Annotated in this window: 14 protein-coding genes and 2 pseudogenes; 7 read left to right on the top strand and 9 right to left on the bottom strand. The window is 67.5% G+C overall.

What is annotated here, in order from left to right; translation table 11 throughout:
* A partial coding sequence (locus A5622_RS08380; RefSeq protein WP_156752887.1) for an MBL fold metallo-hydrolase occupies window positions 1-1,264 on the top strand: 1,264 nt, incomplete at its 5' end.
* Window positions 1,265-1,277: 13 nt separating this feature from the next.
* On the opposite strand, the gene A5622_RS08375 is transcribed toward A5622_RS08380, so the two are convergent.
* On the bottom strand, window positions 1,278-2,195 hold the full coding sequence (locus tag A5622_RS08375; RefSeq protein ID WP_066866721.1) for an SAM-dependent methyltransferase: 918 nt from the start codon (window positions 2,193-2,195) through the stop codon (window positions 1,278-1,280).
* Window positions 2,196-2,270: 75 nt separating this feature from the next.
* Between A5622_RS08375 and A5622_RS08370 the strand changes: the two genes are divergently transcribed.
* Window positions 2,271-3,077 (top strand): enoyl-CoA hydratase/isomerase family protein, encoded by an 807-nt coding sequence (locus tag A5622_RS08370; RefSeq protein ID WP_066877846.1) that lies wholly within the window; start codon window positions 2,271-2,273, stop codon window positions 3,075-3,077.
* 3 nt (window positions 3,078-3,080) lie between these two features.
* Here the strand turns inward: A5622_RS08370 and A5622_RS08365 are convergent, their stop codons facing one another.
* From A5622_RS08365 to A5622_RS08350, 4 genes are all read right to left on the bottom strand, one after another.
* Window positions 3,081-3,947: an LLM class flavin-dependent oxidoreductase gene (locus A5622_RS08365; RefSeq protein ID WP_066866718.1), complete on the bottom strand. Its 867-nt coding sequence runs from the start codon at window positions 3,945-3,947 to the stop codon at window positions 3,081-3,083.
* A gap of 114 nt (window positions 3,948-4,061) precedes the next feature.
* Window positions 4,062-4,805 carry an STAS domain-containing protein gene (locus tag A5622_RS08360; protein ID WP_066866716.1) on the bottom strand — a complete coding sequence of 248 codons (744 nt, stop codon included), beginning with the start codon at window positions 4,803-4,805 and terminating at the stop codon, window positions 4,062-4,064.
* A gap of 379 nt (window positions 4,806-5,184) precedes the next feature.
* Window positions 5,185-6,177, bottom strand: coding sequence for a DUF4873 domain-containing protein (locus A5622_RS08355; protein ID WP_232002907.1), 993 nt, complete (start codon window positions 6,175-6,177; stop codon window positions 5,185-5,187).
* 215 nt (window positions 6,178-6,392) lie between these two features.
* A complete protein-coding gene (locus A5622_RS08350) occupies window positions 6,393-7,298 on the bottom strand; it encodes a diiron oxygenase (RefSeq protein WP_066877845.1) in 906 nt (301 codons plus the stop codon).
* 124 nt (window positions 7,299-7,422) lie between these two features.
* Between A5622_RS08350 and cobF the strand changes: the two genes are divergently transcribed.
* The 4 genes and pseudogenes from cobF to A5622_RS08335 all read left to right on the top strand — a co-directional run bounded on the left by cobF (window position 7,423) and on the right by A5622_RS08335 (window position 9,827).
* On the top strand, window positions 7,423-8,169 hold the full coding sequence (cobF, locus tag A5622_RS08345) for a precorrin-6A synthase (deacetylating) (protein WP_066866713.1): 747 nt from the start codon (window positions 7,423-7,425) through the stop codon (window positions 8,167-8,169).
* Window positions 8,170-8,173: 4 nt separating this feature from the next.
* Window positions 8,174-8,416, top strand: a pseudogene (locus A5622_RS30070) (DNA-formamidopyrimidine glycosylase family protein); the annotation flags it as partial.
* A gap of 162 nt (window positions 8,417-8,578) precedes the next feature.
* Window positions 8,579-9,037, top strand: coding sequence for a zinc finger domain-containing protein (locus A5622_RS30065; protein WP_232002255.1), 459 nt, complete (start codon window positions 8,579-8,581; stop codon window positions 9,035-9,037).
* 41 nt (window positions 9,038-9,078) lie between these two features.
* Window positions 9,079-9,827 (top strand): annotated as a pseudogene (locus A5622_RS08335) (SDR family oxidoreductase).
* 1 nt (window position 9,828) lies between these two features.
* Here A5622_RS08335 and pgi read toward each other — a convergent pair.
* Window positions 9,829-11,493, bottom strand: a complete 1,665-nt coding sequence (gene pgi, locus A5622_RS08330; protein WP_066866707.1) for a glucose-6-phosphate isomerase — start codon at window positions 11,491-11,493, stop codon at window positions 9,829-9,831.
* 169 nt (window positions 11,494-11,662) lie between these two features.
* Window positions 11,663-11,983 carry a chorismate mutase gene (locus tag A5622_RS08325; protein WP_082972517.1) on the bottom strand — a complete coding sequence of 107 codons (321 nt, stop codon included), beginning with the start codon at window positions 11,981-11,983 and terminating at the stop codon, window positions 11,663-11,665.
* Window positions 11,984-12,374: 391 nt separating this feature from the next.
* Between A5622_RS08325 and pcrA the strand changes: the two genes are divergently transcribed.
* Complete coding sequence (pcrA, locus tag A5622_RS08320; protein WP_066877843.1) at window positions 12,375-14,774, top strand: DNA helicase PcrA; 2,400 nt, start codon at window positions 12,375-12,377, stop codon at window positions 14,772-14,774.
* Between the two features lie 85 nt (window positions 14,775-14,859).
* Here pcrA and A5622_RS29575 read toward each other — a convergent pair whose 3' ends face one another.
* Both A5622_RS29575 and A5622_RS08310 read right to left on the bottom strand, forming a co-directional pair.
* Window positions 14,860-15,447: a hypothetical protein gene (locus A5622_RS29575; RefSeq protein ID WP_197507972.1), complete on the bottom strand. Its 588-nt coding sequence runs from the start codon at window positions 15,445-15,447 to the stop codon at window positions 14,860-14,862.
* 1 nt (window position 15,448) lies between these two features.
* Window positions 15,449-16,504 carry a M23 family metallopeptidase gene (locus tag A5622_RS08310; RefSeq protein WP_082994549.1) on the bottom strand — a complete coding sequence of 352 codons (1,056 nt, stop codon included), beginning with the start codon at window positions 16,502-16,504 and terminating at the stop codon, window positions 15,449-15,451.
* Window positions 16,505-16,645: the final 141 nt, after the last annotated feature.

Raw genomic sequence — 16,645 nt, 5'->3', positions numbered from 1 at the left:
CGGATCGACGGCCCAGATGGACTGGACCTTCGGCGAGGTCATCTCCTACGCCTCGCGGGGCGTCACGCTGAATCCCGGTGACGTCATCGGCTCCGGGACGGTGCCCACCTGCACGCTGGTCGAGCACCTCAATCCCGCTGCGCTGGAAGCGTTTCCGGGCTGGCTGCACGACGGCGACGTCGTCACGCTTCGGGTCCAGGGCTTGGGGGAGACTCGGCAAACTGTCCGCGCCAGCGGCGCGCCGCACCATCTGGCCCCCCGGCCCAACCCCGACGCCGCACCTGCCCCGGCCCGGGTCAACCGCGCGCCGGCAAAGGTGCCCTACACCCGCGGGCTGCATCAGGTCGGCGACCGGGTGTGGGCATGGACGCTGCCCGACGGCGGTTACGGGTGGAGCAACGCCGGGCTGATCGCCGGCGACGGTGCGTCGCTGTTGGTGGACACCCTGTTCGACCTGGCGCTGACCCGCGAGATGCTCGCCGCCATGCGGCCCATCACCGGGCCGGCGCCGATCACCGACGCGGTGATCACCCACTCCAACGGCGACCACACCCACGGCAATCAGCTGCTCGACGCGTCGGTGCGCATCATCGCCGCCCACGGCACCGCCGAGGAAATCGAGCACGGCATGGCCCCCGAGATGCTGGCGATGGCGCAGACCGCCAACCTCGGGCCGGTGGCAACGCCGTACACACGGGAACGCTTCGGGCACTTCGACTTCAGCAACATCACGCTGCGCAACGCCGACCAGACCTTCGAACGGAACCTGTCGATCGAGGTGGGTGGACGCCGGATCGACGTGCTGAACCTGGGTCCCGCGCACACCGCCGCCGACTCGGTGGTGCATGTGCCCGACGCCGGCGTGCTGTTCGGCGGCGACCTGTTGTTCATCGGCTGCACGCCCATCGTGTGGGCGGGCCCGATCGCCAACTGGGTCGCGGCGTGCGACGCGATGGTCGCGCTGGACGCTGCCACGGTGGTGCCCGGCCACGGCCCGGTCACAGACCCGGATGGAATCCGTGCGGTGCGTGGCTATCTCGTGCACGTCGCCGAACAGGCCGAGGCCGCATACCGCCGGGGCCTGTCGTGGGCCGAGGCCGCCGACACCATCGACCTCGGCGAGTACGCGACCTGGTTGGACGCTGAGCGCGTCGTCGTCAACGTCTACCAGCGATACCGCGAACTCGACGCGCAGACACCGCATTTGGAGATCATGGCCCTGCTGGTGATGCAGGCCGAATGGCTGGCGAAGCGGTCGGCGTGATGCACCGCGCCGGCTAGCGCCGCACGGCCCTGACGAAGCTGATCGTGGTGGCGGGCACCTGCTGCCCGGCGGGTCCCAGTTCCGGCAGACCCGCGGCGGCGAACAGGTCGGTGAGCCGAAACGTGGTGGTATCCCACCCGTTTGCGGCCAGGTGTGCGGCGACGTCGGTGTGCTCGCCGGGGTAGGCCAGGCCGGCGATGTCCAGCTCGAGCCCCTGCCTCCGCCACCCCTCGGTCATGCGCTGCGCCTGCTCCTGGCCCTCCGGCGTCGGCGGGGCGACGGTCCCGAAATCGGCGGCGAACCGGCTGCCCTCGCTGGACAACGGAATGATGGCGTTCAGCAACCGCACTTCGGCTTCGGGCGGAAGGAATCCGATCAGCACTCCCTCGGCCAGCCACGCCGTCGGCTGATCCGGGTCAAAGCCGGCCTCCTGCAAAGCCGCCGGCCAGTCCTCGCGCAAATCGATGCCCACGGTGCGGAGTTCGGCGGTGGGGGCCGCGCCGATCTCGGCCAGCGTCGCCGTCTTGAACGCGATCACCTCCGGCTGATCGATCTCGTACACCGTCGTCCCGGCCGGCCACCGCAGCCGGTAGGCCCGCGAATCCAGCCCGGACGCCACGATCACCACCTGACGCAGCCCGGCCTGCCCGGCGGCGGCGAAGTAGTCGTCGTAGAACCGGCCCCGAGCCGCGAAGGTGTCCACCATTCGCGAGAAGGCGACGCCCTCTTCGATGTCGGCCGAATCGAGTTCGCCGCTGGCCAGCTTGGTGAAGACGTCCAGCCCGACGGCACGCACCAGCGGCTCGGCGAACTCATCGGTGATGACCGGTTGAGGACGTTTGGTGGCAGCCGCGCGGGCGGCGGCCACCATGGTGGCGGTGGCGCCCACGCTGCTGGCCAGGTCCCAGCTGTCGCCTTCGGTTCGTGCCATGGCTTCTCCTTCGGTGTGGTGGCAAAACCACGGTATGCCTCATCGGTGAACAGGCACGTCGCCTACGGTTCCCCTATGCCCGCAGTGACACTAGAAGCTCTCGAAGACAACATCGCCTGCATCACCCTGAACCGGCCCGAGCGCCTCAACGCCATCGACGGGTCGTTGATCGACGGCGTGGACAAGGCGCTCGACGTTCTCGACGAGGGCGAGTTCCGGGTGGCGATCCTCACCGGTGCCGGGCGCGGCTTTTGCGCCGGCGCCGACCTGAGCGGCACCGGCCAGCCGTGGACGCAGAACAAGCCGACCACCCCGGCGTTCAAGGTGAACTACGACGCGCAGGTTCGGTTGGCCAACCTGTACACCCGGATCTACGAGATGGACATTCCGGTGATCGGAGCGGTGAACGGTGTCGCCGTCGGTGGCGGCCTGGCGTTCTCGTTGGTCTGCGACGTCCGGGTCGCCTCCGAGCAGGCCCGGTTCGGTTCGGTGTTCATCAAGGCGGGCTTCTCGTCGATGGACATGGGCACCAGCTACCTGTTACCGAAGATCGTCGGCGCCGGCGTGGCCCGCGAACTCATGCTCACCGGCCGCATCATCGATGCGGCCGAGGCCTATCGCATCAAGCTGGTGCACGAGGTCGTCGCCCCCGACGAGCTGCTGCCCGCCGCGCTCAAGCTGGCCCGTGCGATCGCCGAGAACAACGCTTATGGCGTGTGGCAGACCAAGATTGGGCTCAACGCCGCGCTCGATGCGCCCAGCCTGCGCCATGCCATCGAGATCGAGAACCGCACCCAGATCCTCAGCGGCTTCACCAACAACCCGGTCGAAGCCGCCTTGGCGCACCGAGAGAAGCGCGCCCCGAAATGGGATTCGTTGTGAATTTTACAGTTTCGCGATCACGTTCTCGGCGAACATCTCCAGGTTGCGGATCTTGCTGTCCAGCGGCTCGGTGTCCTTGCCCTTGATGTAGGGGATGCGGAAGCCGACGATGACGTCGGTGACGCCCTTGTCCTCGAGCCGCTTGATGCCGTCCGCGGTGTAGGCGTCGGCCGAGATGACGTGGATCTCGAACGGCCCCGTCTTGCCGGCCTCTTCGCGGAACTTCTTGAGCTTGGCCAACAGGTGATCGAGCTCCTCGGGGTCACCGCCGCCGTGCATCCAGCCGTCCAGGCGCGCGGCGCGCCGCAGGGCCGCGTCGGCGTGCCCGCCGATCAGGATCGGCACGGGCTTGGTCGGGGCGGGCGTCATCTTGGTCTTGGGGATGTCGTAGAACTCGCCGTGGAACTCGAAATACTCACCGGTGGTGAGGCCCTGGATGATCTCGATGCATTCGTCCATCCGCTTGCCGCGCCTGGCGAACGGGACACCCAGCAGCTCGTAGTCCTCGGGCCATGGGCTGGTGCCGACGCCGAAACCCACTCGGTTGTCGGTCATCGCCGCCAGCGAGCCAATCTGCTTGGCCACCAACGCCGGTGGGCGGATGGGCAGCTTGAGGACGAAGAAGTTGAACCGCAGCTTGGTGGTCACCGCGCCCAATGCCGATGTCAGCACGAAGGTTTCGATGAACTCCTTGCCGTCCAGGAACTCGCGGTTGCCGTCCGGGGTGTAGGGGTACTTCGAGTCGGATTCGAAGGGATAGGCGATGCTGTCGGCGATCGTCATGGCGTCGTAGCCAGCCGCCTCGGCTGCCTTGGCCAGCGGGATGTAGTACCTAAAGTCAGTCATCGCCTCTGCATAGGTAAACCGCACGTCATCTGCCTTCCTGGAGGGGTCGTCCCTCGACATTAGAACGTGTTCTAGTTTCAGCACAACCGGCAGCTGGGCGCGACGGGAACGGGGGCGCCGTCGAGGGACGGTTTCGGATTACAGCTGGTTCTCGGGACCGATGACCGCCCACACCGTCTTGCCGGACGGGGTGGGCGTGCTGCCCCACGCGCGCGACAACGCTTCGACGATCGCCAGCCCGGACACGTCGATGCCCTTCGGCGGCGACGGCAGCCGCACCGCGGGCGCGTCGCTGGCGTCGGACACCGCGATGGTCGCGGTGGTGCCTTGCGCTTCGATGCGCACCGCCGGAACGCTCGCGGTGTGCTCGAGCACGTTCTCCACGAAAACGTTGACCACCACCAGGGCCACCGGAATGAGTTTCGATTGCGACCAGGTGGTGAGCCACTCGCGGACCATGCGCCGTGACTCGCGCAGGCTGGTCAGGTCGGCGGGCAGCTGGACATCGGCGCGCCGCACCGGGCGGCGGCTGTTCTGGCCGAGCGCCTTCATTGCCGCCTTTTCGCTCGGATAGACCGGCATGAAGTGGGTGATCCCGCTATTGCTGATCGCCTCGCGGGTCGCCCGGTCGGTGCAGACCAACACGATCGGAACGTGCGGAGCGCTGCCAACCTGCCAGTAAGCGCCCATGAAGGTCGACCATGCTGATTCGGTGTGCGCCTTGAGGCCGGAGACGTTGACGATCACGGCGGCGGCGTCGTCCAACGTGGCCTTGAGAATTCGCTCGAGCACAGTGGTGGCGTTGGCGGCATCCAGCTCACCGTCGACGGTCAGAACGGCGACCGAGTCATCCGTTCGCATCGCAACGGCCACGGGGCTCATCCCAGCTCGGTCCTGGCGTCCGGTTCCATTTACCGCTCCTCGCATTCTGCCGGGCCGACTGCTTGAGTATCCGCTCTCAGGGGCAAAAGTCTACTTCGCAACTCGTCGGCGACTACGCAGGCAGAATCCACAGGCGATCGGCATTCGCCCGAATCTGTGCCGCAAGCCCGCAGTGAAGGCATCATGTGTTCCCCTCCCCACCCGCTGGGGCGTTCGACTTTCATCGCCCCAGCGTGCTGTGGAGTCCGTCGCCCAGCACGCGCTTCCCCGGGGTTACCACGCGCTGAGCGCCGCCAAACTTTTGGGTACGTTCAACAAACGTGCATTAACCAGCGCAAAGGCACCGGTCTCGGCGGCCGCGGCGGCCCCCGAGCGGGGCTCAGCGGTTGCTCAGTGCGTAGGGCGGAGCGCCCACCCCGGCGACCGAATGCGTTCCCCACGGTGTCTGTTCGACGATGCGTGCCGGCGCGCTGCGCCGACCGATGGTCAGTGTGCCGGTCCGTACTTGCTTGAAGAGGTCGTCCGACAACGGTCCGGCCGCCGAATCGAAGACGGTTCCCTGCCAGTGATAGCGGCCGTCGAGCGGGTCCAGATGGCCGGTCAGCCGGACCTGTACCGGATGGCGGGCGCCACCGATTTCCAGGGTGGCGGCTCCGCTGTAGGTGTTGTCGCCGGCGGGCGCGGTGGCCGACAGTTCGAAGGCGGATGCCACCGGGGGCGGCTCGGCCGGTCGCAACTGGGCCCGCTCGTTGAACACCCGCTGGCTGCTGGCCCGCACCTCGATGCGGGCGCTGGCGGTGCGCGCCATGACTTTCAGGCACTCGGCGACGTAGCGCGCCTGGGCGTCCCGATCGGGTCCGGTGATGACGAAGTAGTTCGGGAATCCGCGGACCGCCACCCCACAGAACGGCTCCATCCCGTCGTGCCAGGCCCGCCGCAGGGTGAGGCCGCCCGCGCCGATCAAGCCGTCGTCGGCGGCGTCCTCGGGGATGAAGAAGCCGGTGCCATAGACGATGGCGTCGACGCGGTGCTCGACGCCGTCGGCGGTGCGCACGCCCGCTGCGGTGACCGCCTCGATCGCCGACGCGGCGATCGTCAGCAGCGGCCGCGTGGCGGCGGGCCGGGCGCGGCTGCGCAGCCAGCGTTTGGCGCGGGTGGACCATGCCGGGATGTCGGCCACCACCCGGCGTGGTGCGTGGCCGAACACGGTGACAGAAGCTGCCGCCCGAGTCAGTCGCTCGAGGTGATGGGCCGCCGCGGCGTCGGTGCCGATCGCCGCAATGTGCTTGCCGGACGGATCGAATCCGCGGTCCCATGCCGCGGCGTGAAACGTCGCACCGCGAAAGGTCTTGTCTCCAGGAAACTTCGGTATCCACGGGGTGCCGGGCCGGCGGTGTGCGTCGACGACGACGTGCGCCCGGACGACGCGGCCGCCGTCGGTGTGTAGCGTCCAGGTGTCGGTGCCCTCGTCGAACACGCAACGCGGGATCGGGACGTCCAGCGTCGCGACGTCGGTCACGCCGGCGGACTGCAAAACGGAGCGGACGCCGGCGTCCGGACCGATGACGACCAGCGGATGCTCAGCCGTCACAGAAACCTGCTGCGCTTCCAACCGCGGCGCGCGATCGGCCCCAGCAGGCCCACCTCGGTCAGAAACGCCGCCAGCGGAGCGAAGCCGGCCACCTGGGTGTCGCGGCGATGTGGGCTGGTGCGCGCGACCTTTCGGGCCCGCTTGCGGTCTAGGCCCGCCCGTGCGTACGGGACCGGATTGCTGAACAGGTAGTTGAAGAAGTATCCGCCCAACCCATTGATGTTGGCCATGAACCAACGGTTGAACCGGGGCATCTCGACGACGCGCTTACGGGCGCCGTCGCGCGCGAACTGGATGTGGCGTGCCTCTTCGGTGACGTGAATCCGCATGAGGCGCTGGATGATTGGCTGCAGTTCCGGGTCGTCCATCATCTGCCGCTGCAGCGAGTCGAAGATCTCCTCACCGATCAGGGCGGCCACCCAGAGCATCGAGCCGCGCTGAAACGCCAACGGCAGCGCATTGATGATCATTCGGTGAAACAGCTTGGGGCGCACCGGCTTTGCCCCGATGCGTTCGATGGCCTTGCCGAACATCACCATGTGGCGGGTCTCGTCGCCCAGTTCGGTCAGCTTGTAGTGCGTCGACCTGCTGGTCGGGTCTTCATGCAGGATGGTGCGCAGCAGCGCCTGGTTGAGCATGTTCTCGAACCAGATCCCGGCCGAGAGCGTGTTGACCAATTCCTGGCGGGACAGCTCGATTTGTTGTTCGCGGGACATCTCGTCCCACATGGGGGTGCCGTAGAGCGACACCAGCCGGGGCGGCAGATAGAACTTGTCCGGATCCAGCGGTGCGTCCCAATCGATGTCGACGACGGGTTCGTAGGACTTCTTGACCGAGCCCTTCAGCAACCGGTCCGAGAAGTCTTCACGACTCGGCCCTGGGGGCTTCACCGCTGAGGTCATGCGCCGCTCCCTCCATTGGGTGCTTCAGACGGTACCCATGGTACTGGGTACTTGGGGTCCCGGCTAGATGTTGAAGGTTGCGATTCGGCAATCTGACGGGCAACGAGCATCAGGAGGCGACGCGGTGGGCCGGCACATTCATGTCATCGGCATCGGGGCCGGCGACCCCGATTACGTGACCGTGCAGGCGATCAAGGCGCTCAACGCCACACAGGTCTTCTTCGCGATGGACAAGGGCGAACAGAAGAGCGACCTGGTGGCGCTGCGACGCGAGGTCTGCGACCGGTTCATCCGTGAGCCGGGCTACCGGTTCGTCGAGCTGGCCGACCCCAAGCGCGCAGACGATGCCGACTACCGGGGCGCGGTTGCTCAGTGGCACGCCGCCCGTGCGCAGATCTGGGCCGATGCGATCGCCGCCGAACTCGGTCCGCACGGCGTCGGCGGGTTTCTGGCCTGGGGCGATCCGTCGCTCTACGACAGCACCCTGCGCATCCTCGACGCGGTGGCCGCGCGCGTCGACTTCACGTTCGACGTCATTCCGGGGATCACCGCCGTGCAGGCGCTGACGGCACGCCACCGCATCCCGCTCAACGAGGTAGGCGAACCCGTGCTGATCACCACGGGCAGGCAACTGCGCACCTACGGGCCGTCTTCGGCATCGGCCGTGGTGATGCTCGACGGCGACTGCTCGTTTCAGGTCTGCCCGCCCGACACGCAGATCTGGTGGGGCGCCTACCTCGGCACCGACGATGAACTGCTCATCGCGGGCACGGTGGGCGAGGTGGGGCCGCGCATCGTTTCGCTGCGAGCCGAAGCCCGCGCCCGGCACGGCTGGATCATGGACACCTATTTGCTGCGACCGGCACACTGAAACCGTGCCCGAACTACCCGAGATCGAAGCGCTGGTCGACCACCTGCGGCGCCACGCCGTCGGCCTGCCGATCGGCCGGGTCGACATCGCCGCCCTGTCCGTGCTCAAGACCTTCGACCCGCCGATCAGCGCGCTGCACGGCCAGACCGTCGCCGGGGCCGAGCGGTGGGGCAAGTACCTCGGGCTGCGCACCGACAACCTCTTCTTGATCGCGCATCTGTCGCGTGCCGGCTGGCTGCGTTGGTCGGACAAGCTGGGCGCCGCGCCGCTGCGTCCCGGCAAGGGCCCGATCGCGCTGCGGGTGCACCTGGGCACGCCCGGCGAGGCGCCCGGTTTCGACCTCACCGAGGCCGGCACCCAAAAGCGGCTGGCGGTGTGGCTGGTCGACGACCCGGCTCAGGTCCCCGGCATCGGCGCGCTGGGCCCGGACGCGTTGGATCTGGACGCCGACGCGCTGGCCGATCTATTGGCCGGCAACACCGGCCGGATCAAGACCGTCATCACCGACCAGAAGGTGATCGCCGGGATCGGCAACGCGTACAGCGACGAGATCCTGCACGTCGCGCGGATCTCGCCCTTCGCCACGGCCGGCAAGCTGTCCGATCAGCAGCTCGCCACCCTGCACGACGCGATGGTTTCGGTGCTCACCGATGCGGTGACCCGATCCGTCGGGCAGGGCGCGGCCACGCTCAAGGGCGAGAAGCGCTCCGGCTTGCGGGTGCACGCCCGCACCGGGCTGCCCTGTCCGGTGTGCGGGGACACCGTGCGCGAAGTCTCGTTCGCGGACAAGTCTTTTCAGTACTGCCCGACGTGTCAGACCGGCGGGAAGATCCTGGCCGACCGGCGGATGTCGCGTTTGCTGAAGTAGTCGCCGGGCCGGGACTTGACACCTGTCGATATGCTGCCCCGATGACTCGCCAGAAGATCATCATCACCGGTGCCAGCTCCGGCCTGGGCGCCGGCATGGCGCGTGCGTTCGCCGCCAAGGGCCGCGACCTCGCCCTGTGCGCGCGGCGCACCGACCGGCTCGATGAGCTCAAAGCCGAGCTGTCGCAAAAGCATCCGGGCATCAACATCGCCGTCGCCGCGCTCGACGTCAACGACCACGAGGCCGTCCCCAGGTGTTTGCCGAACTCAGCGACGAACTCGGGGGCATCGACCGCATCGTCGTCAACGCCGGCATCGGCAAGGGCGCAAAGCTGGGGTCCGGCAAACTGTGGGCGAACAAGGCCACCATCGAGACCAACCTGGTCTCAGCGCTGGTGCAGATCGAGGCCGCACTGGAGATGTTCAACAAGAACGGATCGGGGCACCTGGTGCTCGTTTCGTCGGTGCTCGGCAACACCGGCGTCCCGGGCGTCAAGGCCGCTTACTGCGCCAGCAAGGCGGGGCTGACGTCATTGGGTGAGTCGCTGCGCGCCGAGTATTCGAAAGGTCCGATCAGGGTCACCGTGATCGAGCCCGGTTACATCGAATCGGAGATGACCGCCAAGTCGGGGAGCACGATGCTGATGGTGGACAACGAGACTGGTGTCAAGGCGCTGGTCGGTGCCATCGAGCGCGAGCCTGGCCGGGCCGTGGTGCCGCGGTGGCCGTGGGCGCCGCTGGTGCAACTGATGCGGGTGCTGCCGCCGCAGCTGACCAAGATGTTCGCCTGATTCAGCTGGTGCGCCCGCGCTCGCTGCGGTAGCGGCGCACCAGGGCATCGGTGGAGCTGTCCGACTGCGGCGCCGGCGAGCCGTCCGCGGTGATCACCGGAAGCAGGGCCTTGGCCTGGGTTTTACCCAGCTCCACGCCCCACTGGTCGAACGAGTCGATCCCCCAGATGACGCCCTCGGTGAAGACCTGGTGCTCATACAGCGCGATCAGCTGGCCCATCACCGACGGGGTGAGCCGGTTGGCCAGGATCGAGGTCGAGGGCCGGTTACCGGGCATCACCTTGTGCGGCACGATGTCGGCGGGGGTGCCCTCGGCGGCGATCTCCTCGGCGGTCTTGCCGAACGCCAGCACCTGGGTCTGGGCGAAGAAGTTGCTCATCAACAGGTCGTGCATGCTGCCGTCGCCTTCGGCGGTGGGCAGGTCGTCGAGGGGTTGGCTGAACCCGATGAAGTCGGCGGGCACCAGCCGGGTGCCCTGATGCAACAGCTGGTAGAACGCGTGCTGCCCGTTGGTTCCCGGTTCGCCCCAGAATATTTCACCGGTGTCGGTGGTGACCGGGCTGCCGTCCGCGCGGGTCGATTTGCCGTTGGATTCCATGGTCAGCTGTTGCAGGTATGCCGCGAAGCGCGCCAGGTCATTGGAGTACGGCAGCACGGCGCGCGACTGCGCGCCCATGAAACTGGAGTACCACAGGCCGATAAGCCCAAGCAGCACAGGCGCGTTGGATTCCAGCGGCGCGGTCTTGAAATGCCGGTCGACGATGTGGAACCCGGATAGGAAGTCCCCGAAGGCTTCTCGGCCGATGACGGCCATCACCGACAGGCCGATCGCCGAATCCACCGAGTAGCGGCCCCCGACCCAATCCCAGAACCCGAACATGTTGTCGGTGTTGATGCCGAAGTCGTCGACGAGGCGTTTGTTGGTGGAGACGGCGACGAAGTGCTGGGCCACCGCCGCGTCCCCGAGGGCGTCAGTGATCCAGCGGCGTGCGGCCGTGGCATTGGTCAGGGTTTCCAGCGTCGAGAACGTTTTCGACGCTACGATGAAAAGCGTTGTGGCGGGGTCCAAGTCGGCCAGAGTGGCGATCAGGTCGGCAGGGTCGACATTGGAGACGAAACGCGCCGAGATCCCCGCATCCGCGTAGTGGCGCAGCGCCTGATAGACCATCACCGGGCCGAGGTCCGATCCGCCGATGCCGATGTTGACGACCGTGCTGATCCGTTTGCCGGTAGCCCCCGTCCATTCACCGCTGCGCAACCGGTCGGTGAAATCGCCCATGGCGTCGAGCACCGAGTGCACCTCCGCGACCACGTTCTGGCCGTCGACGGTCAGCTCGGCATCCCGGGGCAGCCGCAGCGCGGTGTGCAGGACCGCGCGATCCTCGGAGGTGTTGATGTGCACCCCGGCGAACATCTGGTCGCGCCGTTCTTCGAGATTGGCCGTGCGCGCCAGATCGACCAAGAGCCGCAGCGTTTCTCGCGTGATGCGGTGCTTGCTGTAGTCGATGTAGAGGTCACCGACAGAGACGGTCAGCTCGCGGCCGCGATCGGGATCGTCGTCGAAGAACTGACGCAGATGGGTCTGGCCGATCTGTTCATGATGCCTGCGCAGGGCGTCCCACGCCGGGGTGGCGGTGATGTCGGGGAGGGTGTGCACGGATGTCATTGGCGTCGCTCCTCTTCATCGCTTCGCTCTGCATCGTCGCCGACGCGGGTCATTGGCGCCGCTCCTCTTCATCGCTTCGCTCTGCATCGTCGCCGACGCGGGTCATGCTTCGACCCTATGGGTTGTGAGGTGACGGAGCCAGGTATAACGCCGCGCCGATGTGACCCGGTCAGTGACCGAGCCGGCCCCTGCCCAGGCGCAGCAGCAGAATCGCCAGGTCCTTGCCTTCGGGGCCGAGTTCGCTGTAGCGCTCGATCACCTTCATCTCGCGGCTGTGGACCAGTCGCGTGCCGCCCGAGGCCATCCGGGCCTTGCCGATTGCCTGAGACACCTCGGTGCGCCGCTGCACCGCGGCCAGAATCGCGGCGTCGAGCCGGTCGATCTCGTGACGCAACTCGTCTATGTCGGTGGGCACTTCGGTCGCCACCGTCTCGATGTTCATCTCTGCTGACTCCGCGTCTTCGTCGTGATGTGGGGGTTCTGGTCTCATGCAGTATCGGGCCTCACAAAAGACGAGCCCCGAGTGCCGAAGCGGACCACGGGGCTCTGCGGAAGCAGTTAGACCACGGGCACCGCGAACTGGTACCCGTAGGGAAATCGGCGGCGCCACTCCTGCGCCGAGGAGCGTCGCCGACATTGCACGTTGAGCACCAATCGAGTGTGCCACTAAAAACCGTGAACACGCAAAAAATCGCGTTTAAGCTGCGCTTTTTGGACTCCGGTGCAATTAGCCGGCCGGATGGAACCAGCTTCGGAAACGCCATTCCGACACGCCGGATTTCGGGTAGCGTCCGTGACGCCGCACCGGCCGGTCCGGCCACTAGCCTGGTCTGATCCCGGGGCGCTGATGCGTCAGTGGGCGGCGGTAAGTTTGGACTGACATGAGTGTGCACGTAACAGATGCCAAGCCGGCCTCCGAAGCAGATCAACTGCTCGAGGGTCTCAATCCGCAACAGCGCCAAGCGGTGGTGCATGAGGGTTCGCCCCTGCTGATCGTCGCGGGCGCGGGTTCGGGAAAGACCGCGGTGTTGACCCGCCGCATCGCCTACCTGATCGCCGAACGAGGGGTCGGGGTCGGGCAGGTGCTGGCCATCACCTTCACCAACAAGGCCGCCGCCGAGATGCGCGAACGGGTGGTCCGGCTGGTGGGCAACCGGGCCCGCGCGATGTGGGTGTCCACCTTCCACTCGACCTGCGTGCGCATCCTGCGCAACCAGGCGTCGTTGATCGAGGGCCTGAACTCCAACTTCTCCATCTACGACGCCGACGACTCCCGGCGGCTGCTGCAGATGATCGGCCGCGACATGGGGCTCGACATCAAGCGCTACTCGCCGCGACTGCTGGCCAACGCCATCTCCAACCTGAAGAACGAGCTGATCGACCCCGCCGGGGCGGTAGCCAACCTGACCGACGACTCCGACGAGTTGTCCCGCACGGTGGCCAGCGTTTACGGCGAGTACCAGCGGCGGTTGCGCGCGGCCAACGCCCTGGACTTCGACGACCTGATCGGCGAGACCGTGGCGGTGCTGCGCGCCTTCCCGCAGATTGCCCAGCACTACCGGCGGCGGTTCCGCCACGTCCTGGTCGACGAGTACCAGGACACCAACCACGCGCAGTACGTGCTGGTCCGCGAATTGGCGGGTCGCGGCGGCGCCGGAGCTGGCCCGGGGGCCGGCGGAGGCGAGGTGAAGCTGGGACCGCCGAATCAACCCGGCAGTGACGAGGTCTCCGACGAGGTGCCGCCCGCGGAACTGTGCGTCGTCGGCGACGCCGACCAGTCGATCTATGCGTTCCGCGGCGCCACCATCCGCAACATCGAAGACTTCGAACGCGACTACCCGGACGCGACAACCATTCTGCTGGAACAGAATTACCGCTCGACGCAAAACATCCTGTCCGCCGCGAACTCGGTGATCGCCCGCAACTCCGGACGCCGGGACAAGCGGCTGTGGACCGCCGAAGGCGCCGGCGAGCTGATCGTCGGCTATGTCGCCGACAACGAGCACGACGAGGCCCGATTCGTCGCCGAGGAGATCGACGCGCTCGCCGAAAAGGGCGAGATCACCTACAACGATGTCGCCATCTTCTACCGCACCAACAACTCGTCGCGGTCGTTCGAAGAGGTGTTCATCCGCGCCGGAATCCCCTACAAAGTCGTTGGGGGAGTGCGCTTTTACGAGCGCAAGGAGATCCGCGACATCGTCGCCTACCTGCGGGTGCTGGACAACCCCGGCGACGCGGTCAGCATGCGGCGCATCCTCAACACCCCGCGCCGGGGCATCGGCGATCGCGCCGAGGCGTGCGTGGCGGTGTATGCCGAGAACACCGGCGCCAGTTTCGCCGACGCGCTGGTGGCCGCGGCCGAAGGCAAAGTGCCGATGCTGAATTCGCGCGCGGAGAAGGCGATCGCCGGTTTCGTCGAGCTGCTGGACGAGCTGCGCGGCCGCCTGGACGACGACCTCGGCGACCTGGTCGAGTCGGTGCTCGAACGCACCGGATATCGCCGGGAGCTGGAATCGTCCACCGATCCCCAGGAGCTGGCGCGCCTGGACAACCTCAATGAACTCGTCAGCGTGGCACACGAATTCAGCACCGACCGCGCCAACGCCGCGGCGCTGGGCGAGTCCTTGCAGACACCTGAAGACGAGGACGTGCCGGACACCGGCGTGCTGGCGGAATTCCTGGAACGGGTCTCGCTGGTCTCCGACAGCGACGAGATCCCCGAGGACGGCGCCGGCATGGTCACCCTGATGACGCTGCACACGGCCAAGGGCCTGGAGTTTCCGGTGGTGTTCGTCACCGGCTGGGAGGACGGAATGTTCCCCCACATGCGGTCCTTGGACGATCCGGTCGAGCTCTCCGAGGAGCGACGGCTGGCCTACGTCGGGATCACCCGGGCCCGCCAACGCCTCTATGTCAGCAGGGCGATCGTCCGGTCGTCCTGGGGGCAGCCCATGCTCAATCCCGAATCGCGCTTCCTGCAAGAGATTCCGCAAGAGCTCATCGAATGGCGGCGCACGGCACCCACCCCGTCGTTCAGCGCGCCGGTGAGCGGCGCCGGCCGGTTCGGCACCCCGCGGGCGGCCCCGACCCGTTCGGGGATGGGCAAGCGACCGCTGCTGGTGCTCGAACCCGGAGACCGGGTGACGCACGACAAGTACGGACTGGGCCGGGTCGAGGAAGTGTCCGGCGTCGGCGAATCGGCCATGTCGCTGATCGACTTCGGCAGCTCGGGACGGGTGAAGCTGATGCACAACCACGCCCCGATCAGCAAGCTCTAGCCGCGACCGCGAGCTTCCGCGTCGAGGGTGCACTCAGCGCGAGAAATCGGCGAAATCCTCACCGGGAGTGCACGTTCGGCAAAGGTCAGGCGTCCAGCCAGCGTTTGGTTTGCGGCAGCAGCACGAGCACGACCGTGGCGATCGGCAATGCGGGCAGCAGATGCACAACCCAGGCGACCCGCGCCCCGGCGATGAACACGCCGATGTAGGTGAGGACGGCGACCAGCGCTCCGGCCATCAGCAGGTAGCGGCTGACCGATCGGCGCTGCAGCAGCAAGATCACGCCAGAGACCGTGGTGCCGGCGAAGACCAGGGCCAGGAAGGCGACCGCGATGCAGAACAGGCGGTCGGTACGCCACCAGCCGGCGATCAGGTCGGTGGCCACCACCGACGTGGCCCAGCCGCTGACGATGCTCACCGCGCACGCGGCGACGGCCGTGCGATCGCTGGGCTCGATGGCCGGCACTCCGTAACCCATGCGGGCCGCGCCGGAACCGGACCGGTAGGGCGGCGGCTGCGGGGTGAAGTGGGTGGTGGGGGTGTCCGGCATGGTGGGGATGGGACCGGTCGGCGCGCGGCGGATGATCCGTGTCCGTGAGTCGGAGGGCGGGTCGTGCTCCGGTGTGGGCTCGGGCGGACGCGGACCGGAATTTTCTTCGTTCGGCGCGGTCACCTCAGCCAGCGTAGTTGCCGACGCTGAGACCACGCTTAGCGAGCCACGGCACCGGATCGATCCGCTCGGTGCCGCCCTGCAGGACCTCGAAATGCAGGTGCGGGCCGGTCGAATTGCCCCGGTTGCCCATCGTGGCGATCTGGTCGCCGGCCATCACGCGCTCACCGACGCTGACCAACGCCGTGTTGATGTGACCGTAGAGCGTGACCGTGCCGTCGGCGTGGCGCAGCTTGACCAGCATGCCGTAGCCGCCGGCCGGACCGGCGTCGATGACGACGCCGTCGGACACCGCGTAGATCGGGGTGCCGATCGAGTTGGCCAGGTCGATGCCGGCGTGCAGCACTCCCCAGCGGTAGCCGAAGTTGGAGGTGAAGATGCCTTTGGTCGGCATCACGTAGAGCGGTTGGGACAACCGGGCCTCGCGCTGGGCGCGGTCGTTGGCGAAGGCGACCCCCTTCGCCAGCTCCTGGTTGTGCAGCGCGGCGGTGGCCGCGGGCTCCGCCGCGATCACCTGGGGGCCGCGGACGGTGTTGCTGCCGCCCGCGCCGCCGGTCAGCGCGGAGGCGTTCGCGGTCAGCACCGCGTCGGTCTTGGGGGTGTCGGCGTGGCTGGTGGCCGTGTGCGCGGCCGCGGCGGCGGCGCCGGCGGCCATCGCCGAGATCAGCAGGCGGCCCCGGGCCGCGCTGGTCGGTTGCTTGCGGTGCTGCCCGCCGCGCCGGGCGACGCCGACGACGTCGGTGGCGTGGGGGCGATCGAGGCGCCGCTCGGTGCGGGGCTCGATGACCACCCGCGGCAGCACCTCGGTGACGGGCGCCGCCAGCCATGCCGGGCGTAGGTCGTCCGCGTCGTGCAGGTCGTCGAGCTCGGGCGCCAGCAGCACCTGTGCTTCGTTGTCGAAGGTCGAGTCATTGCTGAAGTCCAGGCCGCCGAGATCGCCGGCGTCGTCGCTGAATTCGAAGTCGTCGAAATCGAAGCCGTCGAGCGGGAGGATTTCGGTGACTTCGGTGCGGTGCGGGGCTTCCGCCCATCGGGCTCCTGCCGCGCGACCAACCCTCACGACGCCCTCGGTTACGGCAGAAGGCCGGGCAAAACGGTGCTGGGACAACCTGAAATGTCCTCGTATCGTGACCATAACGTTATCTGGACCCTAGGAAGGTATCCGCTAACGCGCGGAACTGGCAACCTCGTCGCAGAATCC

Origin of the sequence: Mycobacterium sp. 1245801.1, from assembly GCF_001673055.1 — a bacterium.
Lineage (GTDB): Bacteria > Actinomycetota > Actinomycetes > Mycobacteriales > Mycobacteriaceae > Mycobacterium > Mycobacterium europaeum_A.
This window is presented reverse-complemented; position numbering and strand designations above follow the sequence as displayed.

Bases quoted from the DNA above. Each gene is read 5' to 3' on its own strand.
- A5622_RS08375 (WP_066866721.1), bottom strand. From the start codon at position 2,195: ATGGCACGAACCGAAGGCGACAGCTGGGACCTGGCCAGCAGCGTGGGC.
- A5622_RS08370 (WP_066877846.1), top strand. From the start codon at position 2,271: ATGCCCGCAGTGACACTAGAAGCTCTCGAAGACAACATCGCCTGCATC.
- A5622_RS08360 (WP_066866716.1), bottom strand. From the start codon at position 4,805: ATGAGCCCCGTGGCCGTTGCGATGCGAACGGATGACTCGGTCGCCGTT.
- A5622_RS08350 (WP_066877845.1), bottom strand. From the start codon at position 7,298: ATGACCTCAGCGGTGAAGCCCCCAGGGCCGAGTCGTGAAGACTTCTCG.
- pgi (WP_066866707.1), bottom strand. From the start codon at position 11,493: ATGACATCCGTGCACACCCTCCCCGACATCACCGCCACCCCGGCGTGG.
- A5622_RS08325 (WP_082972517.1), bottom strand. From the start codon at position 11,983: ATGAGACCAGAACCCCCACATCACGACGAAGACGCGGAGTCAGCAGAG.
- pcrA (WP_066877843.1), top strand. From the start codon at position 12,375: ATGAGTGTGCACGTAACAGATGCCAAGCCGGCCTCCGAAGCAGATCAA.